General features: G+C 38.6%; 20 protein-coding genes and 1 pseudogene. 2 read left to right on the top strand and 19 right to left on the bottom strand.

Annotated features, from left to right (window positions below; genetic code table 11):
- Positions 1-286: 286 nt before the first annotated feature.
- From NON16_RS24595 to NON16_RS24640, 10 genes and pseudogenes are all read right to left on the bottom strand, one after another.
- On the bottom strand, positions 287-1360 hold the full coding sequence (locus tag NON16_RS24595; RefSeq protein ID WP_257352164.1) for a sensor histidine kinase: 1074 nt from the start codon (positions 1358-1360) through the stop codon (positions 287-289).
- Positions 1347-2033 (bottom strand): response regulator transcription factor, encoded by a 687-nt coding sequence (locus NON16_RS24600; RefSeq protein ID WP_257352167.1) that lies wholly within the window; start codon positions 2031-2033, stop codon positions 1347-1349. Before NON16_RS24600 ends, NON16_RS24595 begins: the two co-directional genes overlap by 14 nt.
- Before the next feature lie 307 nt (positions 2034-2340).
- Entirely contained in the window at positions 2341-2934 is a 594-nt protein-coding gene (locus tag NON16_RS24605; protein ID WP_257352169.1) for a peroxiredoxin family protein, read from the bottom strand.
- A gap of 18 nt (positions 2935-2952) precedes the next feature.
- Complete coding sequence (locus tag NON16_RS24610) at positions 2953-3684, bottom strand: cytochrome c biogenesis CcdA family protein (protein WP_308216654.1); 732 nt, start codon at positions 3682-3684, stop codon at positions 2953-2955.
- Between the two features lie 30 nt (positions 3685-3714).
- Positions 3715-4386, bottom strand: a complete 672-nt coding sequence (locus tag NON16_RS24615; protein ID WP_257352170.1) for a hypothetical protein — start codon at positions 4384-4386, stop codon at positions 3715-3717.
- A 160-nt stretch (positions 4387-4546) separates the two neighbouring features.
- Positions 4547-4852, bottom strand: a complete 306-nt coding sequence (locus tag NON16_RS24620; protein ID WP_257352172.1) for a monooxygenase — start codon at positions 4850-4852, stop codon at positions 4547-4549.
- A gap of 142 nt (positions 4853-4994) precedes the next feature.
- Positions 4995-5594 carry a class I SAM-dependent methyltransferase gene (locus NON16_RS24625; protein WP_257352201.1) on the bottom strand — a complete coding sequence of 200 codons (600 nt, stop codon included), beginning with the start codon at positions 5592-5594 and terminating at the stop codon, positions 4995-4997.
- 198 nt (positions 5595-5792) lie between these two features.
- Positions 5793-5909: pseudogene (locus NON16_RS24630) on the bottom strand (GNAT family N-acetyltransferase); the annotation flags it as partial.
- 117 nt (positions 5910-6026) lie between these two features.
- Positions 6027-6719: an NAD(P)-binding domain-containing protein gene (locus NON16_RS24635; RefSeq protein ID WP_257352174.1), complete on the bottom strand. Its 693-nt coding sequence runs from the start codon at positions 6717-6719 to the stop codon at positions 6027-6029.
- A 546-nt stretch (positions 6720-7265) separates the two neighbouring features.
- Entirely contained in the window at positions 7266-7607 is a 342-nt protein-coding gene (locus NON16_RS24640; protein WP_257352176.1) for a 2Fe-2S iron-sulfur cluster-binding protein, read from the bottom strand.
- 169 nt (positions 7608-7776) lie between these two features.
- On the opposite strand from NON16_RS24640, the gene NON16_RS24645 reads away from it, so the two are divergent.
- Positions 7777-8580 carry an aspartate dehydrogenase gene (locus NON16_RS24645; protein ID WP_257352178.1) on the top strand — a complete coding sequence of 268 codons (804 nt, stop codon included), beginning with the start codon at positions 7777-7779 and terminating at the stop codon, positions 8578-8580.
- Positions 8581-8633: 53 nt separating this feature from the next.
- Here NON16_RS24645 and NON16_RS24650 read toward each other — a convergent pair whose 3' ends face one another.
- From NON16_RS24650 to NON16_RS24690, 9 genes are all read right to left on the bottom strand, one after another.
- Positions 8634-9296, bottom strand: coding sequence for a GntR family transcriptional regulator (locus tag NON16_RS24650; protein WP_257352181.1), 663 nt, complete (start codon positions 9294-9296; stop codon positions 8634-8636).
- A 76-nt stretch (positions 9297-9372) separates the two neighbouring features.
- Positions 9373-9912 carry a chromate transporter gene (locus tag NON16_RS24655; RefSeq protein WP_257352183.1) on the bottom strand — a complete coding sequence of 180 codons (540 nt, stop codon included), beginning with the start codon at positions 9910-9912 and terminating at the stop codon, positions 9373-9375.
- A complete protein-coding gene (locus tag NON16_RS24660; RefSeq protein ID WP_257352184.1) occupies positions 9909-10505 on the bottom strand; it encodes a chromate transporter in 597 nt (198 codons plus the stop codon). The genes NON16_RS24655 and NON16_RS24660 overlap by 4 nt, the downstream gene beginning before the upstream one ends.
- Positions 10506-10810: 305 nt before the next feature.
- The gene (locus NON16_RS24665; RefSeq protein ID WP_257352185.1) at positions 10811-11284 is read right to left on the bottom strand and encodes a GlcG/HbpS family heme-binding protein; all 474 of its coding nucleotides are present in this window, start codon (positions 11282-11284) and stop codon (positions 10811-10813) included.
- A gap of 23 nt (positions 11285-11307) precedes the next feature.
- Positions 11308-12771 carry an aldehyde dehydrogenase family protein gene (locus tag NON16_RS24670; RefSeq protein ID WP_257352186.1) on the bottom strand — a complete coding sequence of 488 codons (1464 nt, stop codon included), beginning with the start codon at positions 12769-12771 and terminating at the stop codon, positions 11308-11310.
- A gap of 439 nt (positions 12772-13210) precedes the next feature.
- The gene (locus tag NON16_RS24675; RefSeq protein ID WP_257352188.1) at positions 13211-13933 is read right to left on the bottom strand and encodes an iron-containing redox enzyme family protein; all 723 of its coding nucleotides are present in this window, start codon (positions 13931-13933) and stop codon (positions 13211-13213) included.
- A 147-nt stretch (positions 13934-14080) separates the two neighbouring features.
- Positions 14081-15538, bottom strand: a complete 1458-nt coding sequence (locus tag NON16_RS24680) for a hypothetical protein (RefSeq protein ID WP_257352190.1) — start codon at positions 15536-15538, stop codon at positions 14081-14083.
- A 16-nt stretch (positions 15539-15554) separates the two neighbouring features.
- Positions 15555-16328, bottom strand: a complete 774-nt coding sequence (locus NON16_RS24685; protein ID WP_257352191.1) for a creatininase family protein — start codon at positions 16326-16328, stop codon at positions 15555-15557.
- Between the two features lie 25 nt (positions 16329-16353).
- Complete coding sequence (locus NON16_RS24690) at positions 16354-16692, bottom strand: 2Fe-2S iron-sulfur cluster-binding protein (RefSeq protein WP_257352192.1); 339 nt, start codon at positions 16690-16692, stop codon at positions 16354-16356.
- Positions 16693-17061: 369 nt separating this feature from the next.
- On the opposite strand from NON16_RS24690, the gene NON16_RS24695 reads away from it, so the two are divergent.
- A complete protein-coding gene (locus NON16_RS24695) occupies positions 17062-17403 on the top strand; it encodes a hypothetical protein (protein ID WP_257352195.1) in 342 nt (113 codons plus the stop codon).
- Positions 17404-17640: the final 237 nt, after the last annotated feature.

A 17640-nucleotide genomic window follows, 5' to 3' on the forward strand; every position in this document is an offset into this window, starting at 1 on the left:
AATATTAAAACTAATGGATTAAAAACGAGGTCATTATAGACAATTTTATTCAATAAAAAAGACGACTTTAAATTCAAAAAGTGAATTTAAGTCGTCTTTTTCAATACAGTAATCCATTTTACAGAAAATACGCTAGTTTTTCAGTGGCTTCGTAATGTAGAGGTTGTGCACTTTCACTCACTTCCTTAACTTAGACCACAATTTGTTGGTTTAATGCGAAATAAAATGATAATTACACCATAGGAATTGTGTCGGTACTCCCCCATTCAAACATTGTAACTTTAAGTCATTCTTTACTGTTGGATACCGGTATTAAAAAGTAAAAGGTATGAAAATTATCTTCTGTATAAAATCCAATTTCACCACCTAGTGCTTTAACAATCTCTGAAACTATCGTTAATCCCAAACCGGCTCCTCCTGTTTCGCGGTTACGGGAATTTTCTACCCGAAAAAAACGATCACACAAATGATTTTCCGCTCCTTGAGGAATGGGCAACCCTCGATTTGAAACCGAAATCACATATTTATCATTGAGATGCTTTCCTTCTATCAAAACTTTTTTTCCAACATCATACCGGGCAATGTTATCAAATAAATGAGATAATACTGAACATATCGCATTTTGATCACAATAAATAGAAGAGGTGTCAACATTTTTTTCTACCTGAATGCCTAATTCGTCAAATTTATTTTGAATCGAGGCTAACCCTGAATATATAACATCTTTGATCTGATACCATTGCTTCTTAATGTTTATTTCTTCGTTCTCCCATTGGTGTAGTTCGTGCATATTCTCCACCAGATCGGTTAAATATGTGCATTCTTTCTTTAACAAAGCATAGATCGATTCATCTTGATCAAACACACCTTCTTCAAGGCCTTCCAAATACCCATTTAACGTTGTAAGAGGGGTACGTAACTCGTGGGCGAGATCCGCAATCATTTGATTTCTTTGTTGATGTAAATAGTCAACCCTATTAGATATATGATCAAGCTCACCGGCAATTTGTCCCACTTCATCATTTGAAATAGCATTGACTGATGAATAATCGGATCTCTTAATCAGTCCTTTGGAAATGTTAGATAATCGGTCCAGTGGGGTGAGAATTTTTTTCGCGAAAAATAAATGAACAAATATAGCTATGATAAGCGTTAGAAGGCCAGCATCAAATAGATAACCCTCAATGGTCTGCCGAAATTGTTGGGATTGAAGAGCGGAATCAGCATATTGACTAAACTGGTAACACGCTAATTCCTTAATTGTAAAACCAACCAATACAATGACAAGCATGGTTATACCGATATTTAAAACGATCCATTTTCGAATCATTTTTTCCCGGAATCGATTAATAAGCCACAAACTTATACCCCACTCCCCTCACTGCTTGAATTAGATGAGCTTTATCCGGCCCCATTTTCTCCCTGATCTTTCCGATATGGACATCAACTGTTCTGTCAGTGACGACTTTCTCTTGATTTGGGTACAGCTCATCTAATATTTGTTCACGGGATAGAATTTGATTTGGATGCCTCATCAGATAATATAACAGTTGAAATTCATGATTGGTTAGCTCCATCACGTTTCCACTTACCTTAGCTTCGAGTTTAAGTGGTTTTAAAGTAATGTCATGGTAGCTGATTTTGTTGCATCGATTTTCCGTCCGACGGAGGACGGTTTCCACTCTTGCCACCAGTTCTTTTGGACTGAACGGCTTAATGACATAGTCATCGGCACCCATTTGAAGACCTCGAATCCGATCACTCTCTCCCACTTTTGCAGTCACCATGATTAAGGGAATATTGCTCTTCATATCTTTACGAATCCACCGGCAAACAGATTCTCCACTTACTCCCGGCAGCATTAAATCCAAAAGAACAAAACAAGGGTCTTTTTCTTCAAAAAACCGCTTGGCTTCCTCACCATTTCGTACTCCCCATACATCAAATCCGGAAACCTCCAGATAACGTTTCATTAATTCCAAAATATTTGGATCGTCTTCAACAATAAGAATCGTTTTTCCTGTTGTATTCATAGCGCTCCTTTTGGTCCGCGTAATTTCATCTGAGAGCTGCATTTGCGGATCATACCCTGATTCATCGCTCCCACCACTTTATATTGTATAACACCTTACTTGTCAAAAAAGTAGCTCGTCGGATTAGCCCCTGATTGATAACATAAGCCTGAATTAAAGAAAATTCACCGAGGAGGAAAATGAAAAACATTCCCTCAGCAAAAGCATAAATACTCCATCTGTACAAGAAACCAGTCTTAAAATCCGTACGAAATGGACAAAATGGAGCTCATGAAAACTAAACATGAAATGGCAAGGAAATAAAAAGTTATTTCATTTGTTCGATAATCTTCTGGATCATATCCTGATTAACTGCTCCCATTACTTTATGTCGGATCACGCCTTGCTTGTCAACAAAATAACTTGTTGGATACGCCACTACCTCGTATGTGTTTGTCACTTTGCTCTCTACATCCAAAACAACGGGAAACGACAATCCGAAATCATTCACAAATGACTTTACATCACTTTTACTTTTTTCACTTTCCGTCATATTCACAGCTAAGATGGTGAAATCGTTTTCCTGATTGGCTTGATAGTAGTCCTCCATATGAGGCATCTCGACCCGGCACGGCGGACACCATGTTGCCCAGAAGTTAATGATCACGTTTTTCCCGCGATAATCTGACAGCTTTACTTTTTTTCCCTCTAACGTTTGCAATGTAAAATCGGGAGCTATATTTCCTTGCTCTATCCCTGTTTCCCTATTTTTCGTTGCCGGTTTTTGTTCATTTGATGCAACTGAATTTTGTTCGATTTTTTCTCCATTTTCCGGTTCAGTATGATTGTCTTGAGTATAATCGTAAACACCCCAAATCACTAAACCAACTAAAAATACAATCGGTAATATATTTTTCCACATCAACAGTCGTCCTTTCTCTTACATGTATGTACCTGTAATCGAAGTAAGCCAAGCACTGATCTTTTGCAGTTGGCCTGTAAAAAGTAACAAACCTAGAGCAATGAGCAACCATCCACTAGCTGTAGAGATCTTCGGCATCCACTTGTTGATTCTTTTCATGACTTTAAGAGAGTAAGTAATCAAAAAAGCAATTAATAGAAAGGGAATCGCCAAACCGAGCGAATAGACGATAAGCATAAAAATTCCAGTCATCAACGTACCCGATGATCCGGCTAATATTAAAATCGAAGATAATGCCAGTCCGACACATGGTGACCATCCAGCCGCAAAAACCATCCCCATAATAAGGGATCGCCAAAAATTTTTTTCTTTTTTCGCATCCATTTGAAAACGTTTTTCACTCATCAACAGCTTCATTTGCAACAGGCCTGTCATTTGCATCCCGAACATAATAATAAGTAAGCCTCCGATTCTTGTAATAAGGTCCTGATATTGGGCGAGGAACCCACCTAAAAAGCTTGCCGAAGCTCCGAGAAGAACAAATATGATACTGAAACCGATAATAAATGTAATCGAACGGATAAACACCGCCTTTTTACCGACGACGACCCGATCACCTTCAATTGTTGATCCGGTCAAATTGGCGACATAAGCAGGAATTAGCGGAAACACACAGGGAGAAAAAAACGAGACCAGCCCCGCAGTAAAAGCAATAAAAATCGTTACATTTTCCATCTCTTTATAGATCACCTCCATTTTTCCTAGCATATAAAAAGATTGTTAAGTTTTATTAAAGCTACGTTTTCCCCGGTAAGAGACAACGATCACAATAAAGCTAATGGCAATAAATACCCACTGAGAAAAAGAAAATCCTAACCAAACAGGGATGCGGTCATTGAAATATGAAATTAGCAATTCTCCAAGGCTGAACCATAAAATCATTCCCGGCCATAACGGCTGATGACCGCGACCAACATTTCTAAACCAGTAAACAACAAGGATGACTGACAAGAAAATTTGCAGAAGTGAATATAGTGGAGATGAGTAGTCCATCAGCATCAGCAAAAATAAGTAAGTACCAAGGGCCGCCAACATTGCAATTAAGCCCGGTTCGATATATGTTCTAACTGGCATTTTTTCTTTTTTACTTCGGCGGAGAAAATAAATCAATACCGCACCAAGCGCAAACAAGATCCCTTTATCACCACCAGTAAAATAAAGTTGGCTCATCGGATTCGCCAGTACATTCAGTGGATGTAATACGGTGTAACTCATTTTCCATACGAAGGCAAATAATAATAAGGCATTCCACAACAATTCCAGCACTGAACGTTTGATTGATTTCCTATAAACTCCAAAGCGAATCACAATGTAAGCCACCAGTCCGGCAATGAAGTAGAACGCCCATTTCTCTTTGATCATGATCGGACCAAAAATCCAAGCATCTCCCAATTTAATCCCTCCCTACTCAATAGTAAGCTGGAAGTATAAAGATTTGTTAAAGAAATAAAAAACCACCGGTTAGATAACGGTGATTGGTTTTGTTCAGTTTAATATAGTTATTTACATTCAACGTCTCTATGTTATACCCTAACCCATCTAGCCCCTTAAGTTATTTAATCGGACCGTTATTGATCTGAGTTAATCCTTCATTCACCTGGAATATTTTCCCGTTGACTGGCTCAATACCAAATCCCTTTAATCTTTCTGTATGCATAATTAAATATTTTTGAGCTGACTCTTTTGACTTAAACAGATAAATACCACCAGCTTCCTTTGCCTCACTATCTTCCGTCCAAATCTTCCATAAGAACCCTTCTTCCTCATTAATACCTTTTGCTATATCAGAAAATTCTTGAGCCATCTGGTCACCGAATGGTCCGTCCATTTTGAAATCCACTTGTAAAATATATGCCATTTTTAATACCCCTTTTCAAATTGTAGAACAATCAATCATTAATCCAATTAATTATCGGTAGAGTCAGGAATTCTTGTCTAACTAATCGTTAGTTCAGTGTACCCATCCCAATATCCGATCAACTCGGGATGCTAACTTTTTATCATTTCATTATAACGGCTTGAATAACATGACCTAAACCTACATGTCTTTTTCCTTCATTCCGCTCCACTTCACCGTAATAAAAATGAATACATTTGTAATTTTTAATCCAATTTAGGATATCTACCGGATCATATAACAGATCAACAGACTTTGGACCACCGGTTTGATACTCAAGTTGAGCTTCTGAGTAAATTTCAAAGATGATATACCCACCTGGTTTCACTGAACTAATCATACTCTCCAAAAAAAATGGCTGGTCTTTTTTGGGGACGTGTCCAAACACCATTATTGCGGCATCATATTGATTTGGTTTAACTTTTTCTTTAGTCAAATCAATCGCAACTGTTTCTACGTCAACATTATTTTGACTAGCCAATGTTTTCGTTTTCTCAAGGCCAATCATTGATTGATCATAAGACGTTATATCGTGACCAAGTTTTGCTAAATAAACCGCATTCCGTCCTTCACCTTCAGCAAAACAACCAACCTTTGAATGTTCAGGAATTATATTACTTATATTGTTTATAAATACATTTTCACTTTCACCATAAACAAAATCTTTATCTGAAAAACGGTTATCCCAATGTTCTTTTGACATCATTTTTAATCTCCTTTTCTAAATAGCATTATATTCTTCAAAAATAATGTATCACAACAATTGTAGAAATATATAAGAAAAAACCGTGAGCTAAACAATAAACCAGCCCCATTCCCCTCGATAGAAACGAGGAAAAGGAGGTGGTTATTAATGAAAGGACTTTTTCAGTGGCTTCCTATAATAGAGGAGTTCACCTGTGAAGTGGTCAAAAAATGACTTTGTTAATATATCAGAAAATTGCCGACCTCCCCACCAATCATTGATCAGTGGAGAAATAATATAGTAATCTGAACTTTCAACTAAACGGACCTGCATAGTTCACCTCAAAATTAGGTTTTTAAACAAATCCCGAACCCATTCACCTAAAATTCACTTCTTCCCCAACGCTCTCTCTACTATATTGTTTACAAATTCACTTTTACCGCCCATTAATTACTTTTGGTAATCTTTATTTTTAATTTCTTTTTCAATTTCTCTTGCAAAATATCCAAGGCTACCTTTGCTGTAAGACCTTATAACTTCCGGGAAAAGTGAAGTTAGTGCTCTGTTTTTATATTCAGGTGGGAGGTTATTCTTGGCAAACTCCTTTTCAAGATCAATTGCAGCTTTTACTGCTTGATAAGTAGCCAGTTTGTTCACTTTGATCACAATTTCTTCACTATCTCTTTTCACTTTTCCAAGAAACCGAAATAAGTCTAATATTTCATCAGGAATGGATTGTTCTGTAATAAACAATCCATTTGCATGTTCAAATAAATCGTTGGAATGACCCATAAATTTTAGACCTACAATGTTTAAGTCAGAAAATTCACTGCTAATCTCTTTTGTATTTAGGGTAGTTGCCATATTTATTAAGTATGTATCCTTAAGGGGGATTCGTTGAGAAAGGCATTGAGAAATAAAAGGAACAACATTATCTGCAGGAAGAGCCAAAATAAAAGCACTCAATTTATTTATTTCCTCTTTATTAATCATATAACCGTTTGTAAAGCGTGCTGTGAATTGTTTAGCTTTTGAATTATCAGGGTGATAAATCCCAACAGGTATTTCAAGATCACACCAATGTTTCATCATAGCACTACCTAATTTACCAATTCCCACTAAACCAATTCGAGTTTGTTTCATCATTTACCTCCCATTTTAAAAAGTAATTTATCTCTTTTAAACACTAGTCCCGTTATTAGCTACATTTAACTTAGAAAACCTATTTGGTATACCGAATATGAATTTTTATGATTATTTTCAGTTTTTTATTGCACTTAATACTCTTTTGGTATACAATATTGTTAATTGATAGTGATTATCAATTGAGAAAACCTAATATATTTTACCATTTCGGGGGGAGAAAATGTTTTATTACTTATTTCATTCAAAAAAGGTCCAGATGTTAGCAGAGCGTAAATTTACTAACTTAAAGAAAATATTTAAATATTAATCGGTTATAGTAAAAAACCGCCTAACCAGCGGTTTTTTCTTTATCTAAGTACTTTTAGCAATCTTTAGAGTAATCCATAGCTTTATGTGTATAAAATACATTATAATTAGCTACTTTTGTACAATAATGACAAGGTACTCTAGATGTTACTTTCTTTATATGAGGGAACTTCAATTGATTAATCGCTGTTAGAAAATGAACCCCACATACCATCATGGCGCATCCTTCCCCTTAATTTAAGATTTTATAGTTGTCTTCGGCATAGTAATTTTACGCTTTTTCACCTGACGAGTAATCTCTTCATCCCAAGAGATTGTTACATCTCCATTTACAAATGTTTGGCATCCAAGACGATAACCCATATCCAGGTATTCACCTCCTAATTTCTTTCGTTCAGCATGTTTTACTTTATCTAAATTTTTATATCCGTCTTCAATCTTGCAAACGCATGTACCGCAAGTTCCCCCACCACATCGATTAGGCAATTCCCCATCGTAACGTAAAGACATCCTAAGAATGTTCGAATTTTCAGGAACTTCAATTTTTTTATTGCTAGTGGAATAGTTAATAACCGGCATTTGAAAGACCCTCCTCAATGTTTTATTGGTATACAATATACCATAAATCTAAAATCAAAACAATATAAATTCTGAATTTTATTACTCTTATGACAATATTCTTGACGCTTACCAATAAATAAGAGATAATTAAGGTATACCAAATACCAAATGTTAACGGAGGCTTGTCATGAAAATAGGATTAATTGGTTATGGAGGCATTGGCAAGGAAGTTGCTAACTATTTGATGAGTCAGAGTTCTGAAAGCGCTACCTTATGTGGGATATTAGTACGGGATCCATCTAAAGTTGCTACATATGTGCCAAGTAATGTAATGTTAACTAGCAATCCTGATAGCTTTTTTTGTATGGGGCATGATGTTGTTATTGAGGCTGCTGGTCATGAAGCTGTTCGTCAGTATGGGTATCGAACGTTATCTTGTGGTGCTCACTTAATACTTGTATCAGCTGGAGCCCTCGCAGACGAATCGCTTCATAAAGATCTAGAGTCTGCAGCAAGTAAATCAATGAAGCAAATTATTATTCCTTCTGCAGCTATAGGAGGATTGGATCGAATACGTGCTGCGTCTTATAACGAAATTGAAGAGATCAAATTAATTACGAGAAAACCGCCTGCTGTATGGCGTAATTCATTCGTAGAAGAGAAGGTAAATCTAGATACAATAACTGAACCACAATGTATATTTGAAGGAAGTGCACGGGAAGCTTCGTTACTTTTCCCTGAGAGTGTAAACGTTTCTGCAGCTTTAAGTCTTGCGGGTATTGGATTTGAGAAGACAAAGGTTCAGGTATATGTTGATCCAATGGTTAACCAAAACACTCATGAGATTGTCGCAAAGGGGCTATTTGGGCAAATTAACGTACAGGTACAAAACACCCCTCTGATTGAAAATCCTAAATCAAGCCATATCGTATCAATGAGTATTTTTAAAGCAATTAACAATTTAACCAGCCCTATGGTTCTTGGGGTATAGTAAAAGTAAAAACGGGGCTGACTCTTAGGAGTCAACCTCGTTTTTAAGTATAACTATTTATTTTTTACGTAGTTCACATATGCCTTTTTGGAATTCTCAATATGAATCTTGGTCATATATTCCGCCATTTCAGCCTCTTTGTTACGAACAGCCTTCATGATATCCAAGTGTTCCTTCATTGACTGTTCTTGTCTCCCTGGAGTTTCGTAGCTTGTATTCGCAAAAAGACGAATGTAATCCAATAAACCTGTCAGCATCTCATATAGTTTCGGGCTCTTAGCCGCTTTATACAATACTCGGTTTGTATCTATATGGATATGTGAAATTTCTTCATCAGTCAACTTATCAATATTTTCTAGCTTAAAGATGATCGAGTCGAACTCTTTAGAAGTTTGTTCATCCATCTTCTGGGCAGCAAGCTTTGCAGCCAAAACTTCAAGAGAAGCAAGAATTGTAAAAACCTCAATCACTTCATTTTCAGTAATATTATCTACGATGACACCTTTACGAGGTACAGTCTTGACGAAGCCTTGAGATTCCAACCTGAAAAGGGCTTCTCGAATCGGTGTCCTGCTAATTTTTAGTTTATCAGCCAATTCCCTTTCGATAAGCCGATCTCCTGGCTTAAATTCACCGTTTATAATCAAACTTTTCAAATGTAGATACGCGCGTTCTCGGATTGATAGAAGCTCATCCTGGTGCCAATGTTCATGCATTTGCCCAACCTCCCACAAGTTACATCGAATGGTATACCAATTATATCCTATCATCATTCTTAATGGCAAATGATACTTATACTACACCAGACAAAAATACACCACCATACAGCAGTGAGAAAAGGATAACGAATGCAGGGTGTACTTTAAATTTTTCAAGTGCAACTAAACTTCCTAACGCTAATATCAACAAGTGGATAATTCCACTGTTTTCATAACTTGATAAGAAAAATTGATATGCTAATACGCCTAATAGAACGGCAATTACAGGTTGAACTGATTTTGTCATCCACTTTACTTGTAAAGCATTTTTGAAACGGTTAGCAAATGAAAATAAAATGATCACTGCGATTGCTGATGGTGCAATAGTAGCGACAAGTGCAATCAACATACCTGGGATGCCACCGATCTGATAACCGATATATCCTGCCATCTTTGTTGCAATAGGTCCCGGTAAAATATTCGCAATTGCAAATAAGTCTCCAAATTGTTCAAGAGACATCCAGTGGTAATGGCCAACCACTTCTTTTTGAATGAGTGGTATTGTAGAAGGTCCTCCACCATAGCCAAGTAAATTAGATATGAAAAATGCAGAAAAAATATCCCAATAAATCATGCACCTTCACGCTTCTTTTCAGTTACTTTTTTAACACTGTCCCGATTTGATTTATTTCTATAGGTCGCCATTGTAAATGCCACAAGAAGAAAGAGTACGATGACAATACCCGGATGGACATGCAATGTTTCGATGACAACAAGACACCCAAGAACACTGACTATCATCCATTTCAACCCCATACCTTTTTTCGCTTTATCTAAAAATCGATAAGCGAGTACTCCTAGCAACACTCCTACAACTGGGGTCACACCATTAATCATTCCGCTTATGTAGGGTGAACTACGATAAGAGTATAATACACCCAAAAGCATTAACATCCCGAAAAGTGAGGGGATGATATGAGAAAGGATCGCTACAAGTGAACCAGTAGTACCTTTAACTTTATAGCCGACATATGCAGCCATTTTCGTTGCAATCGGTCCAGGAAGTGTATTGGCTAGAGCTAATGTTTCTCCGAACTCTTCTTCATTCATCCAGCCGTACTTTTTAACCGCTTCATATTCAATTAATGGAATTGTAGCCGGTCCACCGCCGTAACCGAGTACACCCGTCCTTGCAAACCCGATACATAATTCGCCAAGCACTCTCATTGAAACCCCTCTTTCTCCAAAAGAATTAAGAAAAGCGTAAACGCCCTGTTCAGGTACGATAAAGAAAACTTGGTAAACGCTAAGGCGATTACCTTAGTTACCCTTATGCCTGTGGTGCAAGCGCTGGAGATTCTGCAGCACAACACGCTTTTTGTGTTTGTGGAAGAATCGAAGTGACGATCTGCGTACCTGGGCGTTGGAGCTAGACATTGCATCTATGCAGCAAAATTTTAGCTTTCTTAACGTGCAAAAAACAGTGCTGACTCAAAAGCTGAAGATACCTTCGAGAGTCAGCACAGGTACTATTATTCTTTGATATCAGCCTCAACGGTAACAGAATGACCTTCTAAAACATTGTCTAATGCTTGAAGTGCTGCAACTCCTACAGCGGTATCCTGTTCGCCGTTTCCTCCACTTATCCCTATGCCTCCAATTACATCACCATCTACTACGATCGGAAATCCTCCAACAAAGACAGCGAATTTTCCTGGAATCATTTGTTGGATTCCGAATGCTTCATTCCCTGGAAGAACTGGTCCTTTAGGGTACTTATTAAAAAGATGCGTCGAACGTTTGTGTCCAGCTGCTGTAAATCCTTTAGCGATTGCAATATCTGGACCTGTTATTCTCGCTCCATTCATTCGTTCTAACGCGATAACATGACCACCTGCATCGACAACCGCGATCGTTTCCAAGACATTTATTTCCTCAGATTTCTTTTTTGCGGCTTCAATCATGACTTTTGCTTCTTCTAAATCGAGCTTTAATGTTGTTTTCATCTATTATTTTGCCTCCTTTACAATCAATATCCAATATACACAGTTTTTGTCTGGGTAAAGAAATCGAGCCCCGCTCTACCGGATTCTCTAAAAGTTGAAGTACTGGATTTTTTCAGCCCCCCGAACGGAGCATTGATCAGATTCCCTGTTGTTGTACGATTCACTTTCACAGTCCCTGACTGGATATCATTCACAAAGCGCTCAATATATGAATTATTGTTGGTTACGATCGAAGCAGACAGACCATACTCAGTATCGTTCGCGATGGAAATAGCCTCTTCATATGATTGAACCTCAATTACTGACACAACTGGCCCGAAAATTTCTTCTTGTGCAATTCTCATTGTAGGATTTACGTTTGTGAATACTGCTGGTTCGACAAAATAGCCACTGTCGTAAGGTGAAATTGTAAGTTGCTTTCCTCCATAAACAAGGTCAGCACCCTCTTCTTGACCTATTTGGATGTATTGTAAAATTTTCTCCAGTTGCTTCGAATTTGCCAGTGGGCCAATGACCGCTCCACTTTCCATCCCGCTGCCGATTTTTAAATTCTTCACCTGATTAACCAATTCAGTTATGAATGCTTCTTTTACACTTGATAAAACGATGACACGACTTGTCCCTGTACAAGCTTGTCCTGATAATGAAAAGCCACCATTCACTGTTAATTTAGCCGCCTTTTCCAGGTCAGCATCTTCCATTACAATCAGCGGGTTCTTCCCACCAAGTTCCATTTGCGTCCTAGTTGTCAAAGAAACCGAACGATGAATGCTTTCTCCTGCTCCTGTAGAACCGGTAAATGTAACACCTCGAATAGCTGGGTGACGAACGATCGATGCACCAATATAGGAAGAATGTCCAGTTACAAAATTAAGAACTCCTGGGGGAAGTCCTGCTTCATCAAGTGCCTCAACTAAGCGAAGAGCAATAAGTGGGGTTTCACTCGATGGTTTAAATACAACGGTGTTTCCAGTTATTAGAGCGGGAGCAATTTTTCGAGCAGGTATTGAGATTGGAAAGTTCCATGGTGTAATGACTGAAATAACCCCAAGTGGTTCTCTGACAGTAGATACTTTCATTTTAGGATCGTCATTTGGAAAGGTCTCACCTGTTAATGTTTGTCCTTCTACTGCATAAAAGCGAAGCGTATCAGCTGATCGTGAAACTTCCTTTTTACTGGCGCCTAGAGGTTTACCTTCCTCACGTGTCAGTTCTAAAGCCAACTCGTCCGCTCTTTCCTCAAGGATAGCAGCTGCTTTCGTTAAAATAGCGGCTCTTTTGGAGATTGGAGTTTGAACCCAGGTAGCGAAAGCAGTAGAAGCAGAATCAATCGCTTTTTCTACATCCTCTTTATTCGATGCCTGAAACTTTGCTACAGTATCATTTGAATCGGCGGGGTTAACACTTTCAAACGTTTCCCCGGATAAGCTATCTAGCCATACTCCATTGATATAATTTTGATAGATTTTAACATCTGTCTTTAACATTTCTATCATCCTTTCTGTTTATCCGGTTCAAAAATTATGGCAGCTTCCCTAGTAAAAGAGAAACTGCCTTTTAGCAGGAGTTCAAAAAGGAGGACAAAAAGAGCCGTTATAAATGAAGTTCAACTAGATTCGTAACGTCCTGTTACAACGTTGAACTGACTCACATCGTGTGAGCCCGAGGCGCGAAAACCTCGAGGACCAGAACGACGAGCGATACCTGCTTAAAAGCTACGAGTTGTACGAGGAAGCTATCTGCTTAGCCTCAACTAGTAGACGCAGGTACATATGGAACTTCGACTAACTACTTCACGTCCTGTGAAAACGTCGAAGTCAGCACGTCCGTGTGCAAGACAGGAGAGGTCGAGCAACGAAGAAATTCGACAGCTATTTTTCCCGGACTTTTTGAACATCCTCTTTTTATGGAAGAGATCAAGAATGTTTATGCATTTGTTACTGTCTCTAAATCCTTTGCTACATACTCGTTATAAAGACCGTCCATATACATTCTTCTCATTTTTGCCCCAGTTCGCACAATTTCAAGGCATTGCTGCTGTAATTCAGGAGTATCGGCACATTCAAGGACGATCTTATAACCACGCTCGCCATGGATTTCATCAGATACGATGTGAAGGTCAAAGAATTCAATTTCCTCATCATTAAAACCGTATTTTTCCCGAAGAATCGGTGTTTGCTTTCGGTAGATGTCCGGCACTTGCGATTCAAGCCCTACAACTAAAGCTGCTGTAGCAACTACAAAGTTTTGACGGAATGCTGAAGTATAGCACCAGCTTTGAAGTCCTAGTGTAGTAGGTGCCATATTCTTAGGGTTTTCAACCCGTTCTCTTGTCGTTCCACAAGCCTCCGCGAAACGAATCAACAAATCAGTATGGCGGTCTGCAGCAATTTCTTCTTCATACATGTTCTGCAGTGTGAAATCCTTCGCATCCGTGTAATGTTCAGGTGTACTAGCATATATGTATGCCAGATAATCAGCGAATGGTCCTACATAATGGTAGTGATTTTCAGCCCAGCGAGCAAAATGCTCTCTCTTAAGCTTTCCGCTTGCCCACGCTTCTGTGAAAGGTGCTTTCTGGCTATGATTTCCTTTAATCGCTTCCTCTAATTTTTTACGAAACTCATCTTTCGGTAATAATTCTGCCATTACTAATTCCTCCTTTTTAGGTACGACCATTTTAATTGGTCATTTCATAATCGGTATTTTGTATTTGGTATACCATTTGATTCAATCTTAAACGAATGTTCAGCACAGTGTCAACCTATTCGTTTAAATTTTCTTAAAATTCCGATTCTACCAGATCAACAATGCTATCAACGTAGAGAGAATCAGTCCCGACATGACCGGAATAAAGTTCTTTCTTGCAAGATCCATAGCAGAAATTCCACAAAAGCCTGCTATTGCCACAAGGGACGACCAAGCTATTAATGTACCTCCCCCTGTCCAGACTGAGCCCATCTGTCCAATTGCAGCAAGGGTTGAAGGATCGACTCCACTTCCTGGAGCAAGTGCTCCTGATAAAGCACCAGTCAACGGCAAGCCAGAAAATCCAGAACCATCAAGACCGGTTATAATTCCAATGAACAGGATACCAAAGCCTGTTAAAAATCCATTCTGCGGTATCGCGTTTTGGGCCGATTGAACTATATCAAATAGAAACGCTGGTGTTGCAGCATCCTCTGCAAGACCTAGAATGCCAGCTGCAAAATCACCTGAACCTAGAAAGAAGAAACCCGCAATTGGGATAACAGGACCCATGGCACGGAATGCAAAGACAAATCCCTCTGTAATGTGTTCGCTGATTTTGTCGAGTGCATGCATTCTACCAAATGCTGTACTTGCAAGAACCAGCAGTACAATCGCAACTCCACCGATAAATGCGGCACCGTCACCACCTTCAAATCCACCCTGTTTACTACCCACTTTTGTAGAGAACATGTAGATCATCACAGCCAACATCGATAATGGGACCAAAACAGCAAATAGCTTGCTCCAGAACGACAGCTCTTTATCTGTTATGTATTGCTCTGTCGTTGCAGAAAGTTCTGCAGCAGTTTGAGGATTGACCTGTAATGCTTCCATTCCGCTATTAACTTCTTCTTTTTTGTTAGACTTCTGGGTAATACTTTTCCTTATCGAGACATAAGCCATTACAGCAGCTGTTCCTCCAGTAATTAGTGATAATATAAACGCTTTGTTAGCAACGGAAGCCGTATCTATACCTGCAGCAGTGGCACTAAGCATAGGTGCGACTTGGATAATATAATCGGAAGAAAGGGCCATTCCTTGTCCAGCAATTGCAACCGCCATTGCCCCTCCCATCATTGGTAAGCCAGCTTTATGAGCAGCTGGGATCAGAAGAGTACATATAAGCGGAACGGCTGGAGTTGGCCAAAAAAACAGGGAAATCGCATACGTGACCCCAATAATTACAAAGTAAGAGATATGACCGTTCACCATCACCTTTTGGATCGGGGTGATCATTTTTTGATCAGACCCTAAATCCTTTAACGATTGCAACAAAGCAACCATGAACGTAATAATTAGAAAGATGCTAAATAATTCTCTAGCTGCAACAAGATTTGCATTAAATACTGCTTGTAGTCCTTCTACAAGGGAACCGGTGTAAATCATCGCTACCAACAAAGTTCCCAAAAGAGTTGGCAAAACAACGCCCCTTCTAAAAAGCATTGTTAAAATAACAGCTAATGTGACAATCGCATACATCCAGTGAGCTATTGTCAATTGCATCACCTCTTTCCTCTTTTTATGGAGACGACATAGTAGGTGACTTGAGTTTTAACAACTCTGTAAGGGCTTGTTCAAGCTCATCTAGGGCTTCATCTACTATTTCACGTCCTATTTTAACGCTCGAACGTGTAGCATCACCAATACATCCGTTTGCCGTCATCTCTTCATACTGATAAGGTCCTTGAACAGCATTGCCTGGTCGCAGCTTTTTCCAATCGCCTTGCTTCCAATCAGCTTTTACTAATAGGTCAGTTCTTACAAGATGTGGGGCTAGATACAATGCTTCTGAAACCTCTCGTTCACAACTATGACCAAAAATCGGTGATTGAATATGTTTTTCCATTGCCTTTTTTGCAGAGGCAGTCGTCTTTGCATAATACACTTTCACTCCAAGATCGCTTGATAATGTTATACTCGCAACATTAAGTGTCGCCTGATTCCCACCATGGGCATTTAATAACAGGAAATTGGTAATTTCATGCTTTTTAAGTGATTTAACCATATCCCTCAAGATCGCTATTAATGTGGACGGTTCTAAGCTAATGGTACCAGGGAAATTCAAATGATGATGCGAAACCCCCATATTGATGGTCGGCGAAATCAAAGCATAAGGATGCAATCTTTCACCAAGCTTCTTTGCCATCTCGGTAGCTAGTACTGCATCACAGCTTTCTACCATATGTGGCCCATGCTGTTCATGTGCCCCAATCGGGATAATAGCAAGCTTTACCGTTTCAAGTGCATCTCTTACCTCGGAATGGGTCATCTCTGTGAGTAAGTAGGGCTTCATTTCACTCCCTCCTTTCCTTTCAAAACTAAATGTCATTCACTGATTTGGAATATTGTATACCAATTTTAACAACAGACTTTTCCTGTGTCAGTTCAATATCCTCACTGATGGTTAATTGACATGTTAAACGAATTCCTTGATCCAACTTATCACCTAACATTTTCCTTTCCTTCCAATTCGGTTCGTTCAGTGCCTCTCCCCCTTTCAATATTTTTGATGCACATCGTGTGCACTTCCCCATTCCACAACCATATTTCAAATGTGGAAGTTGCTTAATCCCAGCAAGTACTACTAGATTACTGTTAGTGGGGACTTCTTGCTCATGAAATTTGTTATCTTCTAGATGCAATTTAACATTTGGCATACCAGCACTCACCTTCTTTCTAATTTTTATAAATATTCTGAAATATAAGTCTGATTATATCTTAAGTTTTGTAACCATGTAAACCCTTTCAAAAAACTTTTATGATGCGAATAATAAAAGTCCGACCTTTCTACCATCATTGATATTCCTTGATTTTCCATAGTGAAAATTTCCTATCAGAAACTTACTTTAATACCTTTTTTCATAAAATTCTGTTAAATCATTGTCTTCTTCTCAGTATTCATGTAAAATTGAAATAAATCAAATTTGGTATACCATATACCAAAAACTCTTAAGGAGGTGTACAATGAATTAGCGTGGCCGACCGTACGGAAATATTGATTCACTTAATGAAAGGGAGAGAGTTAAATGGAAAAGTATATTATTTTGACCAATAAAGAAACCTACCAAACAACGGTAAAGAGTGATGGTTTACAACCTGTTGAATCCTACGATTTCTACTTTTTTGATAAAGTGAAAGCTACTTATACAATCGCGCAAGTCTTGGATGACAACGTCAAGATTCATTTGTATGAAAATTACGAGGGGAAAGAATTCATTAACGACATACGAGTAAAGTTCTTTGAATCCTTTGGATCAATTGAAGCAGCGCAAGAAGAATTGAATGAAATGGTGAAAGCCTCTGGGTCAGGGCCTGAATCAAAATACTCCAAACTCGTACAAGCGGAAGCGCCCGTTCAGGTGCGATAAAGAAAACTTGGTAAGGCCAAGCCATTGGCGTCCGCTGAACCTTAGTTGCACTGATATGAACGAAACTGTCAAGCCCCGCCAACTTTTGGGCAACCTTAACTAAGAGTGCACTTTTTGGTGTTCTCTTAACGTCTATTTGTACTCCATATGGCTCTTTACGTGAGCAGGATAAGCGCACGGCACGAAGGCAAAGATCTCTACATCGGTCAATACTCTGATATCCGTGGGTTCTCACAT

The sequence above is a fragment of the Pseudalkalibacillus decolorationis genome (assembly GCF_024609785.1).
GTDB classification, from domain to species: Bacteria; Bacillota; Bacilli; order Bacillales; family Fictibacillaceae; genus Pseudalkalibacillus; species Pseudalkalibacillus decolorationis.